25 protein-coding genes and 1 tRNA gene are annotated in these 25,059 nt (G+C 35.2%); 18 read left to right on the top strand and 8 right to left on the bottom strand.

Features of this window, described 5'->3' with window-relative positions:
- Nucleotides 1–947 (top strand): N-acetylmuramoyl-L-alanine amidase (locus tag J3U14_RS08745; RefSeq protein ID WP_267369625.1); only part of this gene is annotated, 947 nt, incomplete at its 5' end.
- Between the two features lie 9 nt (nucleotides 948–956).
- Complete coding sequence (locus tag J3U14_RS08740) at nucleotides 957–1,499, top strand: hypothetical protein (RefSeq protein WP_267369624.1); 543 nt, start codon at nucleotides 957–959, stop codon at nucleotides 1,497–1,499.
- 288 nt (nucleotides 1,500–1,787) lie between these two features.
- Here the strand turns inward: J3U14_RS08740 and J3U14_RS08735 are convergent, their stop codons facing one another.
- Nucleotides 1,788–2,369, bottom strand: coding sequence for an IMPACT family protein (locus J3U14_RS08735; RefSeq protein WP_267352299.1), 582 nt, complete (start codon nucleotides 2,367–2,369; stop codon nucleotides 1,788–1,790).
- A 54-nt stretch (nucleotides 2,370–2,423) separates the two neighbouring features.
- On the opposite strand from J3U14_RS08735, the gene nfi reads away from it, so the two are divergent.
- Both nfi and J3U14_RS08725 read left to right on the top strand, forming a co-directional pair.
- Nucleotides 2,424–3,095: a deoxyribonuclease V gene (nfi, locus tag J3U14_RS08730; RefSeq protein ID WP_267352298.1), complete on the top strand. Its 672-nt coding sequence runs from the start codon at nucleotides 2,424–2,426 to the stop codon at nucleotides 3,093–3,095.
- Nucleotides 3,085–3,858, top strand: a complete 774-nt coding sequence (locus tag J3U14_RS08725; protein ID WP_267352297.1) for a tRNA1(Val) (adenine(37)-N6)-methyltransferase — start codon at nucleotides 3,085–3,087, stop codon at nucleotides 3,856–3,858. Before nfi ends, J3U14_RS08725 begins: the two co-directional genes overlap by 11 nt.
- Here J3U14_RS08725 and J3U14_RS08720 read toward each other — a convergent pair.
- The 3 genes from J3U14_RS08720 to apt form a co-directional block, all read right to left on the bottom strand.
- On the bottom strand, nucleotides 3,845–5,254 hold the full coding sequence (locus J3U14_RS08720) for a basic amino acid/polyamine antiporter (protein ID WP_267352296.1): 1,410 nt from the start codon (nucleotides 5,252–5,254) through the stop codon (nucleotides 3,845–3,847). The two genes, J3U14_RS08725 and J3U14_RS08720, sit on opposite strands and share 14 nt — an antisense overlap.
- Nucleotides 5,255–5,299: 45 nt before the next feature.
- Nucleotides 5,300–6,070 (bottom strand): dimethylargininase, encoded by a 771-nt coding sequence (ddaH, locus tag J3U14_RS08715; protein ID WP_267352295.1) that lies wholly within the window; start codon nucleotides 6,068–6,070, stop codon nucleotides 5,300–5,302.
- A gap of 282 nt (nucleotides 6,071–6,352) precedes the next feature.
- Entirely contained in the window at nucleotides 6,353–6,904 is a 552-nt protein-coding gene (gene apt, locus J3U14_RS08710; RefSeq protein ID WP_267352294.1) for an adenine phosphoribosyltransferase, read from the bottom strand.
- 303 nt (nucleotides 6,905–7,207) lie between these two features.
- On the opposite strand from apt, the gene J3U14_RS08705 reads away from it, so the two are divergent.
- The 11 genes from J3U14_RS08705 to yegQ all read left to right on the top strand — a co-directional run bounded on the left by J3U14_RS08705 (nucleotide 7,208) and on the right by yegQ (nucleotide 16,901).
- A complete protein-coding gene (locus J3U14_RS08705) occupies nucleotides 7,208–8,545 on the top strand; it encodes a vWA domain-containing protein (protein WP_267352293.1) in 1,338 nt (445 codons plus the stop codon).
- A gap of 7 nt (nucleotides 8,546–8,552) precedes the next feature.
- Nucleotides 8,553–10,022 (top strand): sensor histidine kinase, encoded by a 1,470-nt coding sequence (locus J3U14_RS08700; RefSeq protein ID WP_267352292.1) that lies wholly within the window; start codon nucleotides 8,553–8,555, stop codon nucleotides 10,020–10,022.
- A complete protein-coding gene (locus J3U14_RS08695) occupies nucleotides 10,003–10,686 on the top strand; it encodes a response regulator transcription factor (protein WP_267352291.1) in 684 nt (227 codons plus the stop codon). Before J3U14_RS08700 ends, J3U14_RS08695 begins: the two co-directional genes overlap by 20 nt.
- Before the next feature lie 129 nt (nucleotides 10,687–10,815).
- Nucleotides 10,816–11,421 (top strand): recombination mediator RecR, encoded by a 606-nt coding sequence (recR, locus tag J3U14_RS08690; RefSeq protein ID WP_267352290.1) that lies wholly within the window; start codon nucleotides 10,816–10,818, stop codon nucleotides 11,419–11,421.
- A 123-nt stretch (nucleotides 11,422–11,544) separates the two neighbouring features.
- The gene (locus tag J3U14_RS08685; RefSeq protein ID WP_267352289.1) at nucleotides 11,545–12,363 is read left to right on the top strand and encodes a pyridoxal phosphatase; all 819 of its coding nucleotides are present in this window, start codon (nucleotides 11,545–11,547) and stop codon (nucleotides 12,361–12,363) included.
- A gap of 13 nt (nucleotides 12,364–12,376) precedes the next feature.
- Complete coding sequence (gene truC / locus J3U14_RS08680; protein ID WP_267352288.1) at nucleotides 12,377–13,090, top strand: tRNA pseudouridine(65) synthase TruC; 714 nt, start codon at nucleotides 12,377–12,379, stop codon at nucleotides 13,088–13,090.
- A gap of 322 nt (nucleotides 13,091–13,412) precedes the next feature.
- The gene (locus J3U14_RS08675; RefSeq protein ID WP_267352287.1) at nucleotides 13,413–13,823 is read left to right on the top strand and encodes a DUF4878 domain-containing protein; all 411 of its coding nucleotides are present in this window, start codon (nucleotides 13,413–13,415) and stop codon (nucleotides 13,821–13,823) included.
- A gap of 91 nt (nucleotides 13,824–13,914) precedes the next feature.
- Nucleotides 13,915–14,523, top strand: coding sequence for a YiiX/YebB-like N1pC/P60 family cysteine hydrolase (locus J3U14_RS08670; RefSeq protein ID WP_267352286.1), 609 nt, complete (start codon nucleotides 13,915–13,917; stop codon nucleotides 14,521–14,523).
- A gap of 339 nt (nucleotides 14,524–14,862) precedes the next feature.
- A tRNA-Cys gene (locus tag J3U14_RS08665) sits at nucleotides 14,863–14,936 on the top strand.
- A 142-nt stretch (nucleotides 14,937–15,078) separates the two neighbouring features.
- Nucleotides 15,079–15,270 carry a thermostable hemolysin delta-VPH gene (locus J3U14_RS08660; protein WP_065557694.1) on the top strand — a complete coding sequence of 64 codons (192 nt, stop codon included), beginning with the start codon at nucleotides 15,079–15,081 and terminating at the stop codon, nucleotides 15,268–15,270.
- Between the two features lie 287 nt (nucleotides 15,271–15,557).
- Nucleotides 15,558–16,901 (top strand): tRNA 5-hydroxyuridine modification protein YegQ, encoded by a 1,344-nt coding sequence (gene yegQ, locus J3U14_RS08655; protein WP_267352284.1) that lies wholly within the window; start codon nucleotides 15,558–15,560, stop codon nucleotides 16,899–16,901.
- Nucleotides 16,902–16,949: 48 nt separating this feature from the next.
- On the opposite strand, the gene proA is transcribed toward yegQ, so the two are convergent.
- The 4 genes from proA to gpt all read right to left on the bottom strand — a co-directional run bounded on the left by proA (nucleotide 16,950) and on the right by gpt (nucleotide 21,343).
- The gene (proA, locus tag J3U14_RS08650; protein ID WP_267352283.1) at nucleotides 16,950–18,203 is read right to left on the bottom strand and encodes a glutamate-5-semialdehyde dehydrogenase; all 1,254 of its coding nucleotides are present in this window, start codon (nucleotides 18,201–18,203) and stop codon (nucleotides 16,950–16,952) included.
- Between the two features lie 182 nt (nucleotides 18,204–18,385).
- Nucleotides 18,386–19,498 carry a glutamate 5-kinase gene (gene proB / locus J3U14_RS08645; protein ID WP_267352282.1) on the bottom strand — a complete coding sequence of 371 codons (1,113 nt, stop codon included), beginning with the start codon at nucleotides 19,496–19,498 and terminating at the stop codon, nucleotides 18,386–18,388.
- A gap of 24 nt (nucleotides 19,499–19,522) precedes the next feature.
- Nucleotides 19,523–20,779, bottom strand: coding sequence for an esterase FrsA (gene frsA / locus J3U14_RS08640; RefSeq protein ID WP_267352281.1), 1,257 nt, complete (start codon nucleotides 20,777–20,779; stop codon nucleotides 19,523–19,525).
- 30 nt (nucleotides 20,780–20,809) lie between these two features.
- Complete coding sequence (gpt, locus tag J3U14_RS08635; RefSeq protein ID WP_220217131.1) at nucleotides 20,810–21,343, bottom strand: xanthine phosphoribosyltransferase; 534 nt, start codon at nucleotides 21,341–21,343, stop codon at nucleotides 20,810–20,812.
- A 150-nt stretch (nucleotides 21,344–21,493) separates the two neighbouring features.
- Here gpt and J3U14_RS08630 point away from each other — a divergent pair, with 150 nt between their 5' ends.
- From J3U14_RS08630 to argB, 3 genes are all read left to right on the top strand, one after another.
- Nucleotides 21,494–22,957, top strand: a complete 1,464-nt coding sequence (locus J3U14_RS08630) for an aminoacyl-histidine dipeptidase (RefSeq protein WP_267352280.1) — start codon at nucleotides 21,494–21,496, stop codon at nucleotides 22,955–22,957.
- Nucleotides 22,958–23,139: 182 nt separating this feature from the next.
- Nucleotides 23,140–24,150 carry an N-acetyl-gamma-glutamyl-phosphate reductase gene (gene argC / locus J3U14_RS08625; protein WP_267352279.1) on the top strand — a complete coding sequence of 337 codons (1,011 nt, stop codon included), beginning with the start codon at nucleotides 23,140–23,142 and terminating at the stop codon, nucleotides 24,148–24,150.
- A gap of 71 nt (nucleotides 24,151–24,221) precedes the next feature.
- A complete protein-coding gene (gene argB / locus J3U14_RS08620; RefSeq protein WP_267352278.1) occupies nucleotides 24,222–25,001 on the top strand; it encodes an acetylglutamate kinase in 780 nt (259 codons plus the stop codon).
- Nucleotides 25,002–25,059 lie beyond the last annotated feature (58 nt).

Below are 25,059 nucleotides of genomic sequence, written 5' to 3'. Positions count from 1 at the left end.
AAAGAAGAGATTATCAACGTTTTCCAGATGGTTATGAAGATGCACCCGACAAGAAATTAACACAAGAGCAACTAAACTTATTGGGTAAAATAAATGAGTTAGAAGAGAAGTATAAATTATGGGAAAAAAGCAAAGAAAAAGCGACAAAAATGCTGTGGTGGGATGATGTCGCCAAAGGTTTAGCTAAGCAAAGTCAACAGACGGAACAAAGTGAAGCAGAAACTAAAAAAGAGCAATCAGCAGACACCTCAAGTAAACAAGCAGAAACTTCATCAACGCCTGCCACCTTGAACGAAAGCGGTAGGGTGTGGTTTATTCATCCTTTATCTTTGGTTACATTTACTATGTTGAAAATCACAAATAAAGAAGTTTGCCCTATAGATCCTGCATACAGAAGTCATTTTGTTCTACATTGCACTGATGGAAATATGAGTGAAGAAACTATCAAAGCAAAAACTAATGTAAATAATCCAGAAAAAAAAGTAAGGAGTAAAGCTCATAAATATATTATGCAAAATGGAAATATAATTGAAATATGGCCTTTTACCGAAAAAAATGTATGGGCAACTAAAGCTGAATCTAGGAATAATTTAAAAGGAAGAATGTTCCATGTCGAAATTAATTATAAAAGTCCTGATGTTCCTACGGATAGTCAATATCAAGCTCTAGCTGATTTATATATTGAAGCTTCAGATATTGAAGGATGTTGGCCCATAATAGTACCTCATATTGAAGTTGATAGAGGTATTGCTGATGGTCATGCTGATCCTACTGATTTTGATTATAATAAATTTTACTCTATTTTGAGGAATAGAAACGTACCAATAGATGATATTCCTCATTTTGAACATGATAGATATTGGGGATATAGTAAATCAAAAATTCCATTTGCTGACGATAAATATTCATGGCCCCCAATTTTAAAAGGAAATCCTCACGGTAAATAAGGATACAATATGAAACAATTAATTTTATTATTATTGGTATTACCTAACTTATTATCAGCACAGGAAATATATAAAGATTCGTCTAATCAAGAATATTTATCTTTAGGAAGTACAGAAAATGGTAAGCGAAATTTTTTAAATCTTAAAAATAAAAAGATAGATTGGATAAGCCTGTCAGAATTACAGCAAATGCAACAAATAGATTTATTAACACCACATATTTTTTGGGATAAAGTCAACAAAAACTCTATAGGGTTTCATGCGAGTGGTTATGAACCTTTTTGGAATGCCATAATAAGTAAGAATAAATTGCAATTTATGCTTAATAAAAAAGAAAATGTTACTATTTCTATAGATATAAAATCTTCTGCTTTAACAAATAATTTTGTGACAATTTTCCATTCTGATAAGGGTATATATGGTTTAATTCGTAGTCTTCCTAATGGAACTTTTTGCGAAGCAAATCTTGATGAGCTTACTTCAATATATGAAATTTTTATCGACTTTAAAGGTGAAATATTTGAGGGTTGCGCTCATTTAGATAAATTATGAATAAAGATAATAAAAACTTATTTTGTAGGAAAGATTAGACTACGCCGTCATTTAATTAACTATTCGTATTCCCTGTATACACAGGGATAAAGCAGCATAATGAATGAAATACACATTCTATATCGCTTTATTTATTACTTGCTCATAACATAGAGTTATCGGTAGTGCTCAGTGATAATTTAAGAATTTCGTATCAAGCCATTTTTTAATAAAAAAGCTTTAGTAATATTATAAAAATAGTGACAGTTATGACTTTGTGAACATCCAACGCAAATTAACCAACAGGATTTATATTGGTATTATCACTCTACCACGAGTAATATCACTGATACTTTTTTGTAGCGAAAGCAATTTGTCTTGCGTAATGGCAATATTGACGTTTACCCCAATGGCATCAAAATCTTGATTTTCAATCAGTGCATCCAATTCTTTTAAGCGATTTTCTATAATTGGCCATTCATTATAATAGCAGTGAAATTGCAAAGGTATTCGGGCAATAAGTTCAATCAATTCTGCTTTTTGTAGACAATGACTTGCAGATCCACCATAGGCGCGTATCAAGCCACCTGTGCCAAGTTTGATTCCGCCAAAATAACGAGTTACCACCACCACTACTTGATCACAATCTTGTCCTTCAATCGCTGATAGAATTGGACGCCCTGCGGTGCTGGTTGGTTCGCCATCATCATTAAATCGATACTGTTGACCGATTTTCCATGCCCAACAATTATGGGTTGCGTTAGGATCGCTAATTTGATCGATAAAATCCGTTGCTTGCTGGGCATTAATAACGGGCGCCGCATTGACAATAAAGCGGCTTTTTTTAATTTCTTCTGTCAGTTCGGTCGGATTTGCTAATGTATATGGCATACTAATTCTGGTAAAATCATTTTATTGCCGTTAATAATACTCAGCAGAAAGAAAATGTCTATTAATTTAGAACAATTGAAACTAACCCAGCAGCAATTAGCTGAACAAGTAAACCTAACCGATGATTTTAATTCATCAATCACTTTAATTGGTGGTACCGACGTGGGCTTTGAAGATGAAGGCAAAACCACTCGTGCCGCTATTGTGATTTTAACGTATCCGGATTTTGATGTGGTGGAATATCATGTCGCGCGATTAAAAACCGAGTTTCCTTATATCCCTGGTTATTTATCTTTTCGGGAGTATCCTGCTTTACTTTCTGCTTGGGAGCAGGTCGAACATAAACCTGATTTATTGTTGGTTGATGGTCAAGGCGTTGCGCATCCAAGGCGATTAGGTATTGCCAGTCATCTTGGTTTACTATTGGATATGCCAACCATTGGTGTCGCTAAAAAACGCCTTTGCGGTCATTATAATCCATTACCTAAAGTCGCCGGTCAAGTGACGCCACTCACCGATAAGCAGCAACAGATTGGTTGGGTATTACAAAGCAAGAATAACTGTAATCCGTTATTTATTTCATCGGGTCATCGTATTAGCCAAGCGAGTGCGTTGAAATGGGTCAATTTATGTTTACGTGGTTATCGTTTGCCTGAACCTACACGCTGGGCGGATGCGGTGGCGTCGAATAAACCGTTATTTAAAAAATTTATCCATGCAAAATAAATCACAATCGTTAAAAAAAGGGGGCTTTACGTTTAAGCGCTTTTTTGTTGCGCATGACAAAAGTCCGATGAAAATCACCACTGATAGTTGTTTACTAGGGGCATGGGCTCCGATCTTTTCTTCAACTCATAAGGTGCTTGATATCGGTTGTGGTTGTGGCGTGATTGCGTTAATGCTTGCACAGCGCCTTGAACATCAAGCTTGTCAAATTGATGCAGTTGATATTGATGCGCAAGCGGTCAATCAATGTCAACAAAATTGCCAACAAGCAGGCTTTAAATCTGTATCAACAATACAGGGTGATATTAATCGTTTTCAGGTGAAGAGTGACAATGGTTATGATTTGATTGTGACCAATCCGCCTTATTTTGAGTCGGCCGTGGATTGTCGAACGAACCAAAGGCAATTAGCCCGTTATACAGAAAGTTTAAACTACACACAGCTTATTGATTTAGTCAAACGATTATTAAAGCCAGACGGTCTATTCTGCTTGGTGCTGCCTTATCATTTGGCAGATCAATTTACGCAATTATGCCAATCAAACCATCTATTTTTACAACAAGTATTGCAGGTGAAATACACGGCAGATAAAGAATTTGCTTTATCATTAATGGCGTTTGCTACAAAACCTAATGCGAATGTCATTGAACAACAACTGTGTATGCGTTGTGATGATGGGCAGTATTCGCCTGCTTTTAAAGCGCTATTAGCAGATTTTTATTTGTTCCAAAAAAAGCACCAAGGGTTAGTTAATCCAGTATGACATAAAAATACATAACGGCAATAATGGCTAATATTATGATTGCGATTGCATAGATTTTGTCATGAACATAACTGAAGGCAGATAGGGATCGCTGCTTGCGTGCGTATAAATAAAATAGGAGTCCTATCGCATACAGTATCATTGATAATAATAGGTAAGACATCCCACCAGCATAAATTAACCATACCCCATAAATCGATCCCGCAGCCCCAATAAAAATTAGGTAAGCTTTGCGAGATTTTATGGCTAATTTAAAGACGAAGAGTGCTGATAATAAATAGGGTATCAGTACCATTGAAGTCGATAATTGGATTAAAGTGTTATAGCCCGAATGGTAGAAATGTGCAAGCACAATCAATAGGCTGATCAAGCTTGATGTTAAGTATAATGCATTGGCAGGCGTGCCATTTTTATTTAATTTGCCAAAACAGCGTGCAACGGTATGATTATTGCCTTGTCCGGTTAAAAAAAGCATTTCAGCAGCAAGCATTAACCAGGATAATAATCCACCACTAACCGAAACAATCAGCCCAATATTAATTAATGTTGCTCCCCAACTACCAACTACATGCTCAATGACTAAAGCCATTGAAGGATTTTTCATTGCAGCCAGTTCTTGTTGAGGAACAATACCCAGCGACAGAACAGACACACAGATGAGCAATAAGCTAGTAATAGCAAAACCAAAAAAAGTTGCCCGACTTATGCTTAAAATGTTTTTGGCTCGTGAAGCATAAACAGTTGCGCTTTCGATACCTAAGTAAACCCATACGGTATAAAGCATAGTATGCTTTATTTGATCCACGATTGAGCCAAGTTGTGGCGTTCCCCAAAAGTCAATTTTGAATGTTGAAACCTTGAAAGCAAGAATAATGCAGACAATAAACAGACCAATCGGGACAATTTTTGCTAATGTGACTAAGCAATTTAATAAGAAAGCATGATAAATCCCTTTTAGAACAAGGGCATTAACCAGCCATAAAAAGATGAGTCCGCCTATGACTGCTGGCAAGGTTGTGCCATTACCAAAATAACTAAAACAATCAAATGATCCTAACGCGCTAAATAGGATAACTAAATAACTGGCACACGACATCCATGCAGATATCCAGTATCCCCAAGCTGCGTTGAATCCTATATAATCACCAAAGCCTTCACGGACATAACCATATAAACCATCATTAATCTTATAAAAACGAATCGAAAGATACTGAAATATCCGTGTCAGCATTAACATGCCAAAAAGCGTTATGATCCAAGCAATTAAAATAGCGCCGGCACCAGACGCTTCAGCCATGTTTTGCGGTAAACTAAAAATACCACTTCCAACAATACTGCCAACCACAAGTAAGGTTAAAGGGAGTATGCCTAGTTTTGTACGGGTAGGTGTATTCATAATTTTGTCTTATTTTGTGTTTTATTCGGCTTTGGCAGCGTTTAATTAAAATCGTAATGACATGCAGCTAACACCACCATCGACTTTGCGATATTCTGATGTATCCACCTCAATCACTTGATAACCTAAAGCTTCGATCTTAGCTTTAGTGATTGGATAACCAGCAGGCATGATGACCCGATCATTAACCCAAATACAGTTAGCGGCATAGCTTTCTTGTTCAGGAATTTCAATAATGTTCAGATGTTGAAATTCGGGTTTGGTAATAAATTCGCCGGCGGCTAATAAATTGTTGTTTTCCAGATAAGCCAATCCTGTTTTTAGGTGTAGAACTTTTTCAAGCGTGACCACCGAACCGGTTAAGCCATATTTTTGTAATATAGCAATCATTTGATTAGCACCTTCTTGATTAGTACGTGCCGATAATCCGATATAGTAGTGATCTTCCACCATCATAATATCACCAGCTTCAACCGTGCCCGGTGCAGTAATTTTTTCAACTTTCTTGGGGTAAAATCGTTCAATGGTATCGATGATGATTTCAGTCTCGTTACGTCTACTTTCTGCCCCTGGTCTAGTAATAATGGCACAGTGTGGCGTACACAGAGCAACATCTTCAACAAAGACCGAATCAGGAAAACGTTCATCGGCGGGTAATAGGGTGATATCAACATCACATTGCTGTAGTGCTCGGATATAGTTGTTGTGTTGGTCTAAGGCTTTTTGATAATCAGGCTTGCCTAAATTTGCTGAAGTTAATCCATGAATTAGAGATTTGGCAGGTGTTCTGGCAATGATATGGCTAAATTTTTTCATGTTTGATTTATTTCCTATTTAATAATTATGCGATATTTTTGAATAATAATTCACATTAAAATGTAAATCAAGCATTAAGTTGATTTTTTATTCACTTTTTGATGGCTTCTTTTTTAGGCATGTGGTCAATTTAAATTGAGTATTATTGCGTAGCGTTAGTTGTGGTAGTTGGCGATCAGTATTGAATAAAAACAGAGTTGATATACAACATGGACAAAAAGTGAAGGGAGGAGTTAACTCTTAGCATGAGTAGGGCGACAACATCGCCCCAGTAGACTAAGATTATTCACCGGCAAAATCAACGAGGGTAAAACAGTTAATACCCAGATCGGTTAATTTTGTTTTACCATGCAGATCCGGTAAATTAATAACAAATGCGGCATCTTCTGCTATACCACCTGCTTTTTGAATTAATTTAGCAGTTGCAGCAACCGTTCCACCTGTTGCAAGTAAATCATCAATAATCAGCACACGTTCATTCGGTTTAATTGCATCTGAATGGATTTCAAGTGTATCGGTTCCGTATTCAAGTTGATACTCTTCTTTAAATACGTGACGTGGTAACTTATTGGGTTTTCGAACTGGCACAAAACCAACGCCTAACGCTAATGCAATTGGTGCTGCAAAAATAAAACCACGCGCTTCAGTACCGACAACTTTATCAATTTTTTTATCTCGATAGTGATCGATTAACAATTCGACCGAAGTTCTAAATGCGACAGGATCTTCAAGCAGACTGGTAATATCACGAAATAAAATTCCTTGCTTAGGATAGTCTGGAATGGTGATAATGCTGTTTTTGATAAGCGCAAGTTTTTCTTGTATCTGAGTCATATTAAATGTTCTCTAAATATTCTCTTTTTAAGAATGGCTAATTTTGTATTATATACCTTCGTTCTTTGTGCTTGCAATAAACAAACCGTAACAATGCAGTAAAAGCGGTCGATTGTTCACAATTTGATTGATACATGTTGAAAGTCGGGATGAAATGATTCCTTTTTAAATAAAAAATTTAATTGGCGTTTTCCTGTCCTAAAACGGTATTTTTTACAACTTTTTACAATTAAATACAACTATCTGACAGTTTGATTGGTCAAATCAATATAATGACATAAACTTTTTATATAAGGAAAAACAATGAAATTAATTAAAACAGTCCTATTAGCAGGGCTTTCAATATTAAGTTTATGCAGTCATGCTCAAGTCAATAAGCAAATTGAAATTCGCTCGGAACTTGCATCGCCAATTGTTATGCAAAATTCCCAAGAGAAGAATTATTTAAAAATTTCGTTAACCGGTCATGAATTTGATTCAGCAAAACGGGTTCCTATTAATTTGGCAATAGTAATTGATCGCTCCGGCTCGATGCAAGGTGATCGTATTGTTAAAGCAAAAGAGGCGGCTATCTTTGCTATTAACATGCTTAATGAGAATGATACTTTATCTGTCGTTGCTTATGATAATGATGCAAAGGTGATTATTCCTTCAACCAAAGTTAACAATAAACAAAAATTGATTAGTTTAATAAAAGAAAATATTGTTGCAGATGGTGGTACAGCGTTATTTGCCGGATTAAGTAAAGGTATCCATCAAGTTGAAAAACAGTTGTCTAAAGATAATGTGAATCGCATTATTTTATTATCGGACGGGCAGGCGAATATTGGTCCGACATCCGTTCAAGAACTTTCTGAACTTGCCATTATTGCCGCCAAAAAGAATATTTCTGTCAGTACTTTTGGTATCGGTGAGGATTATAATGAATTATTGATGTCATCGATTGCCAGTTATAGTGATGGTAATCATGTATTTGTTAATGATTCTTTAGATCTTGAAAATGTATTTGTCCGTGAGTTCAAAGATGTAATGTCAACGGTTGCCCAACATGTTAAGATCAATATCTATTTAAAAGATGGGGTAAAACCGGTTCGTTTATTAGGTAGAGATGGCATAATCAAAGGTAATCAAGTAACGGTAACAATGAATCAAATTTATTCTAATCAAGAAAAGTATATTTTGTTAGAGGTTGAGCAACCACAAGGTAAAGTTGGCGAAGAAAAAACAATAGCGGAAATTGATTTAGTGTATGATGATTTGTTAGATAAGAAAACTCAAAAAGAAAAACAATCAGTAAAACTTGCTTATACCGATAATCTGGAAGCCGTAAAAAAAGCATTGCGCCAAGATGTCGTTACTGAGATTGAAATACAAGAAGTAAATGAAAATAGCGTTAAAGCATTAGAACTCTATAATAAAGGCGATCGAAAAGCTGCGCAGAGAATTCTAGAGGATAACAGTTATAGGCTTGAAGCAGTTGCTAATATGTATCCAGAATATGCGAATAGAGTGAAAGATGATATGAAATGGAATAAAAAAATGGCAGCAGATGCAGTTAATGAAAGTGGAAATGGCAAAATTTATAGTAAAGAAATGGCAGAAAAGCAACAAAATACTAAACTGGGTGTGATTAAAAAATAACGAAAGTATGAAACAATTAGCAGCGATTCTCTCTTGTATAATATTTGTAATGGCTCTTAGCTATCTTGGTTGGCGTAGTATTGAACATGAAGTTTTAATGCGTCAACATCAGCAAAGATCGTTAGCACAAAGCCGATTGGAGAATATAAAATCATCGATTGAATCGCTGTTAAATCAGCGTTCCGTTTATTTGATTAGCTTAATTCAACTTTTGGAAAAGGGCGCCGGTACGTTTGATAATCTGTTACAATCGCAATCAGATATTAAAAATGCTTTCGAAATTCGCCATAATAACATTGTTTATATCAGTAATAGTAACGATCTGCAATGGGTTAAATTTGTTGAGTCGATTAAGTATGATAATGCAATTTTAATCAACCCCAATTCGTCGAATGAATTATCTCTGCCAACCTCGGGTTGGTATCAGTCTTATGATCATCTGATTTTTTGGTCTAAAAAGGGTAACATTATCAAGGGATTTGAGCTATCAACGATTAAATTTGCGTTAGATATTATTCGGTTATTTGAAGATCAATCTATCGATGATAATTTCAGTCTCTATGAGGGTTCAAAACAAATCTATGTTCATGGTCACTCTACAATCAATGACATTAATGTGATGCTTGACTATCCACTACAGAATTGGCAATTAACTTATTATTATTTATCACCAAACTTTGTTACCTTTTATTGGTTAGGTGGTGGAATATTATTTTTGTTTATTGTGTTAGTTATTGGTATCGTTTGTTATGTTTATCGAGAATATACACGAGCGATTCGTTTAGCTAAACAACAAGTTAGCTTTGTTGGGCAAGTTTCACATGAGTTTAAAACGCCATTAACTAATATCACACTTTATTCAGAAATGTTAAAAGAACGGTTAATCGATGAACCTTTTCCTGTACCTGAATATTTGGATGTGATCACCAGTGAAAGTCAGCGATTAACTCGCTTAGTGCAAAATGTACTTAATTTAAGTAAGCCAGCTAAACAGAATTTTAAAGCCGTTAATTTAACGTTGCTCATTGAGCGAGTTTTTCAAACTTTCAATCCCGTTCTTAAAACAAAATCATTGCAACTGAATTTGATTTTAAATTCGAATAAAAATCACACTATCTTTACCGATGAAGATAGTGTGATGCAAATCATAAGTAATTTTTTAAGCAATGCTGAAAAATATGCCGTAAATGGCAAAAATGTTGATTTATCACTGACGACTAATGATAAACAGACTATTATCACCGTGCGGGATTATGGTCGTGGTATCCCTAAGCATCTATTAAAGAAAATTTTTAAACCCTTTTATCGGATAAATTCATCCATTACCGAAGGCGTTTCGGGAACAGGAATTGGGCTTACTATTGCCAACCAATTAGCGCAGCAATTGCAGGGTACTATCAAGGTAACCAATGAAAATCCGGGTACTGCGTTTTCATTAATTTTAACGGAGCATGTGCATGAAGATTTTAATCGCTGAGGATGATCATAACATTCGTAAAGGAATGTCGGATCTTTTACAACAAGAAGGTTATACCATCCTTCAAGCTGAAAATGGGAAAACTGCGCTTAAATTGTTTAAACAGGATAAACCTGATTTTATCATTTTAGATATTATGATGCCCGAAATGGATGGGTATTGTGTTTGTCGTGAGATTCGAAAATTAGATGATGATATACCGATTCTTTTTTTATCCGCTAAAGATGAAGAAATCGATCGCGTTATTGGTTTAGAGCTTGGCGCTGATGACTATATGAGTAAACCTTTTGGCATTCATGAACTTCGAGCAAGAATCAAAGCTATTGCTAAACGTTATTTAAAATTAAAACATGCTAACCATATAAACGATGAATTTTTTTATTTTGGTGATTTGACGGTTTATCCAATCGAGTTATGTGCAAAACGTAATCAACAAGTAATCGAGCTTTCACTTCGAGAAATCAAAATTATATCTTGCCTGTATCAACATCAAAATCAAGTTGTGACAAGGGATATGCTTTTTGATTATGTATGGGGATATGATTATTCACCAAATAGTCGAACACTTGATCAGCATATCTCTAAATTACGTAAACAAATTGAACTCGATCCATTGAATCCTGTTTTAATTAAAACCATTCATGGCTTCGGTTATCGACATTAAAATCGGGTGATTTATTAAATCGTTCTGCCTGAATTGAAATTTAAAAGCGATGTAATTGTTGTTTTATCAAAGCTTGAAAAGAGGTATTATTAACGCTAAATGTATTTATTGTGATAACTAAACGAATTTATGCAAATTAGCCCATTATTAGAATCACTCATGGAAGCATTACGTTGCTTACCTGGCGTTGGTCCCAAATCTGCACAACGGATGGCTTTCCATTTATTACAGCGTAATCGACAAGGCGGTATTAAATTGGCTCACGTACTTCATGAAGCGATGATTAATATCGGTCATTGCCAAGAGTGCCGAACTTTTACTGAACAATCCATTTGTACCATTTGTGCCAATGCTCGTCGTCAAAGTAGCGGTCAACTCTGTGTTGTTGAAACCCCAGCAGATATCGTTGCTATTGAACAAACCGGTCAATACAGTGGTCGTTATTTTGTATTGTTAGGTCATCTTTCTCCTTTAGATGGTATTGGTCCAACTGATATTGGTCTTGATCTATTAAAGCACAAACTATCTTCAGAAACGATCAGTGAGGTTATTTTAGCGACGAACCCAACAGTTGAAGGGGATGCAACCGCCAACTATATTGCTCAAATGTGTGCAGAGTTTGATGTAACGGCAACCCGTATCGCTCATGGCGTGCCAGTTGGTGGAGAACTTGAAATGGTAGACGGTACAACGTTATCGCACTCGTTTGTTGGTCGTCAAAAAATTGAATGGTAAATCGGTTGTAGATTAAGCATCAGTATTTTCTAATTAGTTACCAAATCATTCGTTAAATTAGCCAAAATCGAATGATGTAAAAGGGTGTAGGAATAGTTATTTGAAGATAGAAAGAGGAATAAAATGAAGTATAAAGCCGTTGCCTTTGATATGGATGGTACTTTACTTGCCAGTAATCGTCTAATTTTACCTGAGACAGTTGCGATGATTGAAAAAATCAGTGCCAAAGGTGTTAAAGTTATTTTAGTTTCTGGTCGTCACCATTCTGTTATTTATCCGTATTATTATCAACTTAAATTATCAACACCTGCAATTTGTTGTAATGGATCTTACCTGTATGATTTTGAAAAACAGCAATCATTTGCCGGTAAACCCATGACAAAAGAGCAAGCAAAAACATTGCTTAATTTGGTCAATCAATATGGTATTCATACGCTTATTTACACTGACCAAATGATGACTTATGAAGTGCTCGATGATCATTTAGAAGGTTTTTTTAAATGGGTAAATTCGTTGCCTTCATTTTTACAACCTGAGATTAAAAAAGTAGATAGCTTTGATAAGGTAATTGACGAAGCAGGAGCGGTTTACAAATTTGCCACAAGTAGTCATGATCTGCCTGCATTACGACAATTTTCGGATGCTGTTGAAGCACTTAATCAATTTTCATGCGAATGGTCTTGGTCGAATCGCGCTGATGTCGCCGTGAAGGGCAATACAAAAGGAAATGGTTTAATGCATTGGGCTAATCACGAAAATATCGATCTTAGTGAAATCGTCGCATTTGGTGATAGCTATAATGATATTTCAATGTTGACATTGGCGGGGCTGGGTATTGCGATGGGCAACGCAGATGATGAAGTGAAAGCCAAAGCCGACCATGTTATTGGTGACAATAACAGTACCAGTATTGCGAGTGAACTTGAAAAACTGTTTTTATAGTATTTGTTAAATAATGTTCGAAATTCTTTATCAAGATGATGCTTTAATTGCGATTAACAAGCCATCCGGTTGGCTTGTGCATCGCAGTTGGTTAGATAAACATGAAACAACGGTTGTCATGCAAACTTTGCGGGATCAGATTGGGCAACATGTGTTTCCTATTCATCGCTTAGATCGTCCTACATCTGGGGTATTATTGTTTGCTTTATCTAGTGAAACCGCTCGTTTAATGTCACAACAGTTTGCAACTAAACAGATTGAAAAAACGTATCATGCAATTGTTCGGGGTTATGTAGAAGGTGAGGCGATAATTGATTATCCTTTAGTTGAAGAGCTGGATAAAATTGCCGATAAGTTCTCGACACCGAATAAACCCGCACAAGATGCAATTACTTTTTATCGGGGTATCAGTAAGATCGAAGTACCGATTAAAGTTGGTAAATTTGATACAGCAAGATTTAGTTTTGTGGAATTAACCCCTCAAACCGGTCGAAAACATCAATTACGCCGCCACATGAAACATATATTTCATCCTATTTTAGGTGATAGTAAACATGGCGATCTTCATCAAAATCGAGCTTTTACTGCTTACTTTGGTATTAAAAGACTAATGTTACATGCAAGTTCGCTTAATATTATTCACCCACTAACGCAGTGTCCAATCACGATTAAAGCTGATTTAGATAATAACTGGCTATCTATTTTGAAAAATTTTGAATTGATTTAATCAATTCATTTTATCTTTTTATTAAATAATTTGGCGTTATTTTAGTGCAAGTAGCTTTAATTTCTATTAATAATACAAATGAATAGGGTCATTAAGTCCATTTAAAAAACGGAGTAAATAAAGTATTAAAATGTAATTTAATATAACGATTTTGTTTTTGATTACTTAAGAATAATTAATAAAATTTTACTTATTTCTTTTCAATTAAAATATTACATAGTATGATTTTGTACCTTTTCAAGTTTGTAAATCGATTTATGCTACCTTGAAAAGGAATTCGAATAGATTTATGTCGTTAATATTCTGTTAATGGGAAAAAAAAATGAAATTAGTTGTAAAATTTTTTGGTATTTTTATGTTATCGCTTATGGTTTTTGCCTGTACCAATAATGATTCTCCAGAAGCCGTTGGAGAAAAATTTACAAAAGCTGGTTATAGCGTTGATATGGATACCTTTATGGATTTATTGTATATTTCTGATGATATGCAAAAAGATGGTGTTGATGTAAAAATACTATTAAAAAGTAAATTTAAGAGTGTTTTAGATGAATCTGCAAAAATGGCAAAAAACCATGGCGGAATTGATAAAATCGTTAGTTCACCTGCTGAATATAATACCGATAAAACAAAAGCTCAAGTTGAAGTCACTGTTTCATTTAAAGATGGTGCTCAAAAGAAATCTAGTTTAGATTTGATAAAGATTGATGGTAAATGGCTTGTCAATATGAAATAAATCATAAGAATAGTATTTAATAACGAAAATAAAAAAGGGTAAATCAATGGTTACCCTTTTTCAATTATGATTAACTAATTTTTAAATTGTCATGAAATTTTGCCATTATGTCTTTATTGTTATACTGTTTTGTTCTAATTTAGTGACAAAAACGGTATCAGCTGATTCTTTAGATGCTCAATCTAACTTTATTCCACTTATAAAAGTAGGGGATTGGATTTTTCGCAAAGGTGTTCAAATTGATAGCTTGGTGATTAATCAATTAGGCGGGGGTGATTTTTCTCATATTGGTTTTATTATTGCAACTGAGCCAGAAGTTAGAGTAATTCATGCAACAACGGGCGATAATGAAAATCTACCAAATCAAGTTATTATTTCAACAATTGACGAATTTACTACGCCTTCACTTGCGCAGAAGTATGCGATAGCAAGACCCCATTTTTTATCTGATCAACAACAACAATTGATAGTTGCAGAACTATTAACTAAACAAGGTGCTCCGTTTGTACTAGCTAGTCGTGATGAAGATCATTTATATTGCACTACATTGCTTTATGACGCCATTGTCAAAATCTATCCACAGTTTAATTTAGAATGGAAGTATGCTAACTTTCCTTTATTCAATGGCATTTACTTATTTCCGAGTGCCTTCGCAGACTATGAGGGTATCACATGGATCTATCACTATTCTGAAAATTAATCAGATAGACAAAGCTTGTAAAAACCGTTCTGATAAATCATGGTTATTAGCTTTATTAATTTAAGTACTGACATCAGTCGTTATCAACCACCTTTTTAGTAAATCCGTAAGCAGGTAAATACCATTTTTAAAACACAATAGACTAGATGATTTTTGCTGATTACTAAATTTTATTTTTTTATATTTATATCTATTATGTGTTGAAATTTGGGTGAATAATTATCGAAAAGGGCAGTAAGATTAAATAACTTTTGTGACTGCTGTAATTATAAACTATTTATTCTTGACGTATAAACATGCCAATGCTAATATTTGCCACCTATTCAGTTAGACCTCAACGGCGCGTTGGCAGAGTGGCCATGCTGCGGATTGCAAATCCGTCTACCTCAGTTCGATTCTGGGACGCGCCTCCATTAAATTTTTAATCAACTCATATTCTAAATTTCAAACTTAATCTTACGCTATTTTCATTAATTTTTGTTTAAACTGATTGCTATATTGCTCAAAAAAGAGTACAAATAATAGTCAAATATAGGTATCCTTGATTTGACTACTATGAGCTACTTTAATTATCATGCAAAAGCAAAAAAATTAATCAAAGATGGTTTTCTTCTGGGCTATGAGTTTGTGGATAATTGGAATGGAATTAAACCTGCTTTGGTGCTGTATTTTGTGAACGAAAAGCCTATGCCAATCAGAGAGTATCGTTGGGAAGAGTATTTCCCTCTTATTAATAAAGAAATCTAAAAGATGAATAGTTAAACAAAGTGAAAACCATTCATTTACTGGTTTACGATATATGTTATATTCTTATCGTTGTTCCATTCATTAAAGAATTAGTTATTTGAACAATTTGATTTGATTTTAATCATCATTTTTGATGAAAATCGTATTAAGTCCTATCAAGTTAGGATTTGTTAAGTTCATCTTTAAATAAATTTGCCAAGCTCTAGCCTAAAGCGTAAAATGCCCACCTATTTTGCTTAACCTATTACTGCTGAGTAATACTGACTTGAAATCAGAGGCATTTTTTAATGACAAATTTATACCCAAAACCTGAGTTACTTTCGCCTGCCGGTTCTCTTAAAAATATGCGTTATGCGTTTGCTTATGGTGCAGATGCGGTTTACGCCGGTCAACCTCGTTATAGTTTGCGTGTTCGCAATAATGAATTTAATCATGAAAATTTAGCTATCGGCATTAACGAAGCCCACGCACAGGGCAAAAAGTTTTATGTGGTGGTGAATATTGCACCTCATAATTCGAAACTTAAAACGTTTATTCGTGATCTTGAACCTATTGTCAATATGAAACCCGATGCCTTCATTATGTCTGATCCGGGTTTAATTATGCTTGTTCGTGAGCATTTTCCGGAAATGGAAATTCATTTATCGGTACAATCCAATGCTGTTAACTGGGCAACCGTTAAATTTTGGCATCAAATGGGATTAACACGTGTTGTGTTGTCTCGAGAGCTGTCTCTTGATGAGATTGCCGAAATACGTGAAAAAGTTCCTGAGATGGAATTAGAAGTGTTTATCCATGGTGCACTTTGTATGGCATATTCTGGGCGTTGTCTGTTGTCTGGTTATATTAATAAACGAGATTCTAACCAAGGTACATGTACTAACGCATGCCGTTGGGAATACAAAGTTGCCGAAGGAAAAGAAGATGAAGTAGGGCAGATTGTTCATAAATGTGAACCAATACCGGTACAACAAGTTGAACCTACACTTGGCATTGGTCAAACAACAAATAAAGTATTTATGTTAGAAGAATCTGGTCGACCGGGTGAATACATGCAAGCATTCGAAGATGAGCATGGAACTTATATCATGAATTCTAAAGATTTAAGAGCGGTAGAACTAGTAGAAGATTTGACTAAAATAGGTGTCCATTCATTGAAAATTGAAGGGCGTACCAAGTCCTTTTATTACTGTGCAAGAACGGCACAAGTGTATCGTCAAGCGATAGATGCTGCAAGCGAAGGTAAGCCATTTGATCCTCGTTTGTTGGCTGAACTTGATTCTTTAGCGCATCGCGGTTATACCGAAGGCTTTTTGCGTCGTCATAAGCATGAAGATATGCAAAATTATGTTCACAGTCATTCGGTATCCGACAGACAACAGTTTGTGGGGGAATTTAGTGGTGAACGTCTAAATGGTTTAGCAGAAATTATTGTTAAGAATAAGTTTTCAGTGGGTGATAGTGTTGAGATGATGACACCAAAAGGTAACATGACTTTTACTATTGAACGTATGGAGAATAAAAAAGGGCAACCAGTGCCAGCGGGATTAGGTGATGGACATATTGTTTATATTCCAATCCCAGAAGAAATCGACTTAGATTATGCATTATTAATGCGTAATTTTGACTAAATATTGAAGTATCAACTGTCAGGTGTTACTGAACAGTTGATACAGATTTTATTGACGAATTAAATCATCCCCAATACCTATCCATTTATAGGTTGTTAGTGCTTCAAGTCCCATAGGGCCTCTGGCATGTAATTTTTGAGTACTTACAGCCACTTCAGCGCCTAAGCCAAATTGTCCACCGTCGGTAAAACGTGTCGAGGCGTTGACATATACCGCTGCTGCATCGACTTGATTAACAAATTGTTCCGCATGTATTAGGTTACGGGTTAAGATTGATTCTGAATGACCACTTCCATATTCTCGTATATGTTCTATTGCATTTTCGAGGGAATCGACGATAACAACATTAAGGTCTTTTGATAGCCATTCTTGACGTAACTCTTCATCGTTTATCGGATACACATTAGCTTTATTTGAGTTTAACATTTCAATTGTGCGCTTATCTGCATGTAAGGTAACCTCATTATCCGTCATTATTTGACTTAATATCGGCATAAACATTGGTGCAATTTTATGATGAACTAATAATGTTTCCAGCGTATTACAAGTACTAGGCCGCTGTGTTTTGGCATTAATAATAATGGCTAAAGCTTTATCAAAATCAGCACTTTCATCAACAAAAATATGACAAACACCAATTCCACCTGTAATGAAAGGTATAGTAGATTGTTCACGGCATAACTGATGGAGTGCCATGCCACCTCTTGGAATAATCATATCAATATACTTGTCGAGTTTAAGTAATTCGTTAATATATTTTCGGTCAGGATTGTCAATATATTGTATGGCAGTTTGTGGTAATCCAACTTGTGATAAGGCTTGTTGGATAACAGAAATAATCGCCATATTAGTCTTGAGCGTTTCTTTGCCTCCTCTGAGTATCGCCGCATTACCTGTTTTTAAGCAAAGCGAGGTGATATCAATGGTTACATTTGGACGAGCTTCATAAATAACACCAATTACACCTAATGGCACTCTGTGACGTTGTAACTTTAAACCACTGTCTAACGTTGACCCATCAATAATTTCACCTATAGGATCCTTCAATGTGATAACTTTACGAACATCATTTGCAATCGATGATAATCGCTCAGGGGTTAGCAGTAGACGATCAACAATAGCATCACTTAAGCCTTGTTCTTTTGCTAATTTTATATCGTGCGCATTAGCTGTTAGAATCAGGGTACTTTGTGCTTCTAATAAATCGGCAATGACCGTAAGTACTTTATTTTTCGCAGCAGTAGGGCATTGTGCTAATTGGTATGCAGCTTGTTTTGCTGCTTTTCCGATTTGGTTTAACATGATGAGACCTTTTTAGATTTTTTAATTCTTAATATTGGTTAAACGCAAAATATACGTTTAAAGCATTATGCTGATTTTCTGCCTTATTATTGGTATTTATGAATTCAAATCAATTGATTTTATCTTAATTATTAAGCCTAATATTTATTAGTGTATTGTATTTGAATAAGATTGCTAATAAATTATGATTTAATAATCATATCATTTCGATGAACGGCAACTGAACCATATTCATAGCCAATAATTTGGCTAATTTCCAATGAGTGATGTCCTGCTATTTGTTGTAGTGCATCGCTATTATAACGACTGACTCCTCGGGCAATGGATTTGCCTGATTTATCGCATATATCAACCACTTCACCACGTGAAAAGGTTTGTGCAACTTTTATAATTCCTTTAGGTAAAAGGGAGCTTCCATTATTTAAAATTGCATTAACTGCACCATCATCCAATATAAGTTTTCCTGCTATCGGTGCACCAAATATCCAATGTTTACGATGTTCTAATGGTATTTTTTGAGCAAGAAAACGGGTGCCAACCGATTTATTATTCATGATATCGATAATTACATTGGATCTGTTTCCTGCCGCTATCACAACTTCGATACCGGCACTTCCTGCGACTTCGGCAGCTTGTATTTTTGTGCTCATTCCACCGGTACCTAACCCTGAAACACTATCGCCTGCGATACTACGCAAATGATCGTCGATCTGTTCGATTTCTGAAATTAATTTAGCGTTTTTATCTGATCTAGGATCGGCAGTATATAAACCTTCGATATCAGTTAATAAAATAAGTTTATCAGCTTCTGCTAAAATAGCCGCAAGTGCAGATAAATTATCATTATCGCCAACTTTAATTTCCGCTGTTGCTACCGCATCATTTTCATTGATAACGGGTACAATTTGGTTATCCAACATTGCTTTTAACACATCTTGAGCATTTAGGAATCTTTCACGATCTTCTAAATCTGCACGTGTTAATAGCATTTGACCAATGTAAATTTTATAAATAGAAAACAGTTGTTCCCAAAGTTGAATGAGTTTACTTTGACCAACAGAAGCAAGTAATTGTTTTGATGCAACCGTATTAGGTAGGTTAGGGTAGTTTAAATACTCTCGTCCGGCAGCAATCGCACCTGACGTTACAATAATAACTTTATGACCTTCTTGATGTAAGATTGCACATTGTCGTATTAATTCTACTATCCGTGCACGATCTAGCTGTTTTGTCCCACTTGTTAATACGCTTGTACCCAATTTAACCACGACAACTTGCTGTTTTATGTTAGTCATAACAATACTCATTTTATACTGGTATTACAAAATAGACTTCATCCATGTTACTGATTGTGTAAGTGCTTGATGTAAACTTTTTTGTAATGGTGTTTTTGGAATAGTGATAATTTTATTTTGCTTGGCTGAATGAATAAGTTTTGCTTCAGTTAAGGTACTAAGCTTATCATTTTCGAAAATAATATTCATCACAGGAACTGGGCAAGCTCGAGTTAAAAGACCCTGATTTTTTAGTGAGAAATAATTTAATTCGGCGGCTAATTGTTGGTTGGATATTAGCGGTAATCCCAAACGGCTAGCTAGCATATCTTTGTAGCTATTAGGTAGATTCTTTTGTAGTTCTTTATCAGTGAAAATTTGATGAACAAAAGGTGTAAAATTAAATAATCCTTTTATTTTATTTGGCATCAAATAGGTTAATCGTGTTGCAATATGCGAACCAAAACGAAAACCTGCCACAATTAAACGATTATTATCCACCCAAGGCACGGTAGAAAGTTGCTCAATAATGGCTTGATGAATCTGACTACTATTTTGAGTTAAAGTGAAGTTACGACTGTATCCAACACTGGGTAAATCCACAGTTAACATCGCAATGCCTTGCGGTGCTAAATATTCACTAAAATATCGATAAAAATCAATTTGCAAATTACCAAGTGCATTACAGATCACAACGACAGGGCAAGTACCTTCAGTTTTAGGTAAATGAAGTAGCGTTTTGACATTCCGATCTTCAACTTTGAATTCAAGTTCTTTAATCTTATAAGGGGAATAATTGAGTGCTTTTGTATAAGCTTGATATGCACATGTTTGGGCATACATCGCTAACTCGTCATTTTTAAAATGAGGATAGCTTGCAATACTTGCATATTCGCTTGCAATCAAATAATAAGTATTTAGATTTTTTTTATCGTCTTCGCTTAAATTGGTGGGATCGATAGCATCGGCTTTTGCTGACCATTCAGCAGCTTGATTCAAAAATTCGTAAATCCAATTACCAGGTTGATAACTAATAACTGAATCTAACCATTTATCATTGGTGTGTTTTTTAGTTGAAGCAGCAATTCGTGATAAAACTGCTTCAACTTCAAGCTTTGGCAAACCACGCCAAAACCACAAAATAGGATTGATAATTCTATACCATCTTGAATCTAGGTCGCCGTCTAACGGACTAATACTACTACCGTCACTGTAATCAATACGATTAATAAGCCCCGAAGTTTCTGGATAATCATATTGCTGTTTAAATATCTGTTCTGATAGATTTTTAGTCGCTGACATAACAGCCAATTATCCTTTATGATAGATTAATTATTCATGATCACTAATTGGTTTAACAAACATGACACCGGTATCCCAAGGCTGTTCAATCCAAGTATCTTGTTCAATATCTACAACATAATCATCAACAAGAGGTTTACCAGCCGGTTTTGCAAATATAGTCACAAATCGTGCTTTAGGATACATATCACGAATGGTGTGAGCGGTGTTACCGGTATCAACTAAATCATCAACAACAATAAAACCTTCACCATCACCATTAGCTTGTTTAAGAATCAGTTTTTCACGCTGATGATCATGATCATAGCTTGAAATACAGACAGTATCAACATAACGAATGCTTAATTCTCGAGCAAGAATCGCAGCTGGAACTAAACCACCACGGCTTACTGCAATAATGCCTTTCCATTGATTTGCGGGTAATAAACGTTTTGAAAGTTGACGTCCATAGGCTTGTAACATTTCCCAGGTAACGTTGAATTTTTCTTTTTCAGCGATGATTTCAGCTTTATGCTGTTTTTTAGCTTTAATTTCTTCTTCAGTTAAATTTTGTTCTATTGACATGAGTAACTCGCAATTTTAATCGAATGTGTAAATATAATAAATTAATATTAATGGACTAAAAATAGATGTAAAATTGCACCTTATTATAGAGCGATTACACAAAAAAAACCACTCATTAATTAATTACTCACTTAATATTGAGGATATATTATGCTTTCCACATTAGAGCCAAAATTTACTTGGCAGATTTTTAATGATATTTGTAAAATTCCACATCCTTCACATCATGAACAAATGATAACTAAATATATTGTTGATTTTGCCAATTCTCATCATATTGCTTATCAAATCGATAATGCAGGAAATATTTTGCTATCAAAACCTGCAACCAAAGGTTTGGAACATTGTCCTTCAATTGCGTTACAAGCCCATATGGATATGGTTCCTCAAAAAAATGAAGGCACAGTACACGATTTTTTGACTGATCCTATTCAAGCTTATGTTGACGGTGAATGGGTCAAAGCTAAAGGAACAACTTTAGGAGCTGATAATGGTGTTGGGCTGGCTTCGGCATTAGCTGTTTTAATTGATCCGACTGTTGAGCATGGGCCGTTAGAAGTGCTTGTTACCACATCAGAAGAGACCGGTATGCACGGGGCATTTGGTCTTCAACCTAATTGGCTTAAAAGCAAATATTTAATTAATACCGATTCTGAAGATGAAGGTGAAATATTTACAGGATGCGCTGGAGGCGTTGATTTTACCACAACGTTCGCGATTACTTATGCTGTTATGCCTGAAAAACATGATTGTTATATGCGTATCTCATTAAAAGGTTTAAAAGGTGGGCATTCTGGGTGTGATATTCATCTTGGGCGAGGTAATGCCATTAAACTTATGGCAAGGTTTTTGGCTGAGTATGCTCAGGATTTTTCATTTCGATTGGCGGATATACAAGGTGGATCATTACGAAATGCAATCCCAAGAGAAGCATTTGCGGAAATTTCATTGAATAAACAAGATTTACCTAAGCTTGAGTCAATCATTCAGCAATACAAATCGATCTTAAAAAACGAATTAGGTAGTGTTGAACCAAATATTGAAATAAATTTGAGTGATGTTGATGAAACTAAAGTTAGACGTGTGTTAACAACCGAGCATCAAAACAAAATCATTAATTGGTTGAACTCAGCACCAAATGGTGTGGTGAGAATGAGTAATCAAATACATGGCGTCGTTGAAACATCTTTAAATTTAGGCATTGTGAATATCAAAGAGAATCAACTCTATGTAAATTTTTTAATCCGTTCACAAGTAGATTCTGCTAAAGATGCGGTTGTTTCGACCTTAATTTCATTGAGTCAATTAGTCAATGCAAATTATGAAATTAGTGGCGGTTATTCTGGTTGGGAACCGAAATTAGATTCTAGTTTGTTGCAACTTGCAAAAGACAAATATCATGAACTTTTTTCGCAAAAAGCAAAAATTATGGTAATACATGCTGGGCTAGAATGTGGTCTATTTAAGCAATCTTATCCTGATATGGATATGATTTCGATTGGGCCAACAATTGTATCTCCTCATTCTCCTGATGAAAAAGTGAATATTCAAAGCGTTCATCGTTATTGGGATCTACTTATTGCAATTTTAAAATCAGCAACACTTTTAAAATAGTATCAATTTAAAAAACCTGCGGATCGTCGTCGGCAGGTTTTTAACTGTCTTAAACATTACTTTAAATCGATAAATGAAATTAAATTCATAAAAAGTGAATAAAAATTCATTTTAGGGCTTGTGTCGGTTTAATAAATAACCTACTATATATTCATTATTTAATAATAAATTATAGGAATGGTATGTTAAAAGCGGTTATTGTTGGAGCGAGTGGTTATGCAGGTGCAAAATTAGCCTATTACTTGACTAAACACCCACATGTTGAACTTGTTGCTTTAACGGTTTCAGAAAATAGTCAAGATGGGGGAAAGCTTATCTCAGACTATAATCTTCATCCTCAATTAAAAGGGGTGGTTGATTTACCTTTGATTGCAACCTCAGATTATTCTTTTTTAATTAATGATATCGATTTGGTATTTTTGGCAACTGAGCATGCTGTTAGTCATGCTATCGCCCCTTATTTTTTAGAGCACGGCTGCACGGTTTTTGATTTGTCGGGTGCTTTTCGTGTTAATTCTTCCTCATTTTATCAAGATTTTTATGGTTTTACTCATCAACATCAACAATGGTTAGACCAAGCGATTTATGGTTTAGCCGAATGGAATTTTAAGGCAATTAAACAAGCAAAATTAATTGCCGTTCCCGGTTGTTATCCAACGGCCAGTTTGTTACCTTTAAAGCCATTAATTGAAGAAGATTTAATAGATAAATCGCAATTACCTGTCATCAATGCGGTAAGTGGAGTAAGTGGTGCAGGGCGTAAACCTTCACATAATAATTTATTTTGTGAAGTCAGCTTACATGCCTATGGATTGTTTACTCATCGTCATCAACCTGAAATTGCAACGCATCTAGGTCAAGAGGTCATTTTTACTCCTCATTTAGGATGTTTTAAACAAGGTATTCACGCAACGATAACCTGCCTTGTAAAAGCCAATGTGTCTTCTAATGATATTCTTTCGGCTTTAAATAAGTATTACAGCGATAAGCCTTTAGTTAGAGTTTATCAAAAAGATTGGCCAGCTTTAAAAGCTGTCGTTGGATTACCTTATTGTGATATAGGATTTGTTTTAAAAGGACGACATTTAATTTTAATTTCAGTGGAAGATAACTTATTGAAAGGTGCAGCAGCACAAGCTGTGCAGTGTATGAATATTCGATTTGGTTTTGATGAAACAACAGTGTTACTTTGAAAATTGGGATATTTATCGATAAATTAAGATGAATAACGGTTAACGATAATCTAAGTTAATAGGGAATTGAAATGAAACCATTAATTATTAAGCTTGGCGGCGTACTACTCGATAATAAAGATGCACTCAATAAATTGTTTTTAGTTATTCGTGATTATAAACAGAATTTTAACCGTCCTTTAATTATTGTACACGGTGGGGGCAGTGTCGTTGATTCCTTAATGGATAGGTTATCGATCCCCGTTGTTCGTCGTAATGGATTAAGGGTCACGCCGGCAGATCAAATTGATGTGATTGTTGGTAGTCTTGCCGGTAGCGCAAATACCACTTTACTCTCTGAAGCTAAAAAACAGCATATACCAAGTATAGGGCTCTGTTTAGCGGACGGTGATAGCGTCAAAGTTAAGCAGATTTCGGAAGAGCTAGGGTATGTTGGTGAAGCTCAGGCAGGGGATCCAACTTTAGTGAATCTTCTAATAAAAAATGGTTATTTGCCGATCGTAAGTTCAATTGGTATAACAGATGAAGGCCAAATGATGAATGTTAACGCTGATCATGCAGCAGTGGCGTTAGCTAAAACATTAGATGCTGATTTAATTTTGCTTTCTGATGTAGTTGGCGTTTTAGATGAAAATAAACAGCGCATTGAATCATTAACACAATCACAAGCTGATCAACTTATCGCTAATGGGGTGATTACTGATGGCATGATAGTTAAAGTTAATTCTGCATTTGAAGCTGCTGAAGCGTTAGGCAGGGGAATTGATATAGCAAGTTGGAAAGAACCGGATAAACTGATTGAATTATTTAATGGAAAATCCGGTATAACGGGCACAAGAATTATTGCTTAAATAGTGATCAGATATTATATTACATCGGTTATCATTATAACTGTTTTAAGAAAAAAAG

The organism is Gilliamella sp. B3801 (genome assembly GCF_026536645.1).
GTDB lineage: Bacteria > Pseudomonadota > Gammaproteobacteria > Enterobacterales > Orbaceae > Gilliamella > Gilliamella apicola_I.
Note: the sequence above shows the minus strand (reverse complement) of the source record. Positions and strands in the feature narration are given on the sequence as shown.

What these genes read in the sequence shown, in the direction of transcription:
- J3U14_RS08740 (WP_267369624.1), top strand. Translation starts at nt 957, where the DNA reads ATGAAACAATTAATTTTATTATTATTGGTATTACCTAACTTATTATCA.
- J3U14_RS08735 (WP_267352299.1), bottom strand. Translation starts at nt 2,369, where the DNA reads ATGCCATATACATTAGCAAATCCGACCGAACTGACAGAAGAAATTAAA.
- nfi (WP_267352298.1), top strand. Translation starts at nt 2,424, where the DNA reads ATGTCTATTAATTTAGAACAATTGAAACTAACCCAGCAGCAATTAGCT.
- J3U14_RS08725 (WP_267352297.1), top strand. Translation starts at nt 3,085, where the DNA reads ATGCAAAATAAATCACAATCGTTAAAAAAAGGGGGCTTTACGTTTAAG.
- J3U14_RS08720 (WP_267352296.1), bottom strand. Translation starts at nt 5,254, where the DNA reads ATGAATACACCTACCCGTACAAAACTAGGCATACTCCCTTTAACCTTA.
- ddaH (WP_267352295.1), bottom strand. Translation starts at nt 6,070, where the DNA reads ATGAAAAAATTTAGCCATATCATTGCCAGAACACCTGCCAAATCTCTA.
- apt (WP_267352294.1), bottom strand. Translation starts at nt 6,904, where the DNA reads ATGACTCAGATACAAGAAAAACTTGCGCTTATCAAAAACAGCATTATC.
- J3U14_RS08705 (WP_267352293.1), top strand. Translation starts at nt 7,208, where the DNA reads ATGAAATTAATTAAAACAGTCCTATTAGCAGGGCTTTCAATATTAAGT.
- J3U14_RS08700 (WP_267352292.1), top strand. Translation starts at nt 8,553, where the DNA reads ATGAAACAATTAGCAGCGATTCTCTCTTGTATAATATTTGTAATGGCT.
- J3U14_RS08695 (WP_267352291.1), top strand. Translation starts at nt 10,003, where the DNA reads ATGAAGATTTTAATCGCTGAGGATGATCATAACATTCGTAAAGGAATG.
- recR (WP_267352290.1), top strand. Translation starts at nt 10,816, where the DNA reads ATGCAAATTAGCCCATTATTAGAATCACTCATGGAAGCATTACGTTGC.
- J3U14_RS08685 (WP_267352289.1), top strand. Translation starts at nt 11,545, where the DNA reads ATGAAGTATAAAGCCGTTGCCTTTGATATGGATGGTACTTTACTTGCC.
- truC (WP_267352288.1), top strand. Translation starts at nt 12,377, where the DNA reads ATGTTCGAAATTCTTTATCAAGATGATGCTTTAATTGCGATTAACAAG.
- J3U14_RS08675 (WP_267352287.1), top strand. Translation starts at nt 13,413, where the DNA reads ATGAAATTAGTTGTAAAATTTTTTGGTATTTTTATGTTATCGCTTATG.
- J3U14_RS08670 (WP_267352286.1), top strand. Translation starts at nt 13,915, where the DNA reads ATGAAATTTTGCCATTATGTCTTTATTGTTATACTGTTTTGTTCTAAT.
- J3U14_RS08660 (WP_065557694.1), top strand. Translation starts at nt 15,079, where the DNA reads ATGAGCTACTTTAATTATCATGCAAAAGCAAAAAAATTAATCAAAGAT.
- yegQ (WP_267352284.1), top strand. Translation starts at nt 15,558, where the DNA reads ATGACAAATTTATACCCAAAACCTGAGTTACTTTCGCCTGCCGGTTCT.
- proA (WP_267352283.1), bottom strand. Translation starts at nt 18,203, where the DNA reads ATGTTAAACCAAATCGGAAAAGCAGCAAAACAAGCTGCATACCAATTA.
- proB (WP_267352282.1), bottom strand. Translation starts at nt 19,498, where the DNA reads ATGACTAACATAAAACAGCAAGTTGTCGTGGTTAAATTGGGTACAAGC.
- frsA (WP_267352281.1), bottom strand. Translation starts at nt 20,779, where the DNA reads ATGTCAGCGACTAAAAATCTATCAGAACAGATATTTAAACAGCAATAT.
- gpt (WP_220217131.1), bottom strand. Translation starts at nt 21,343, where the DNA reads ATGTCAATAGAACAAAATTTAACTGAAGAAGAAATTAAAGCTAAAAAA.
- J3U14_RS08630 (WP_267352280.1), top strand. Translation starts at nt 21,494, where the DNA reads ATGCTTTCCACATTAGAGCCAAAATTTACTTGGCAGATTTTTAATGAT.
- argC (WP_267352279.1), top strand. Translation starts at nt 23,140, where the DNA reads ATGTTAAAAGCGGTTATTGTTGGAGCGAGTGGTTATGCAGGTGCAAAA.
- argB (WP_267352278.1), top strand. Translation starts at nt 24,222, where the DNA reads ATGAAACCATTAATTATTAAGCTTGGCGGCGTACTACTCGATAATAAA.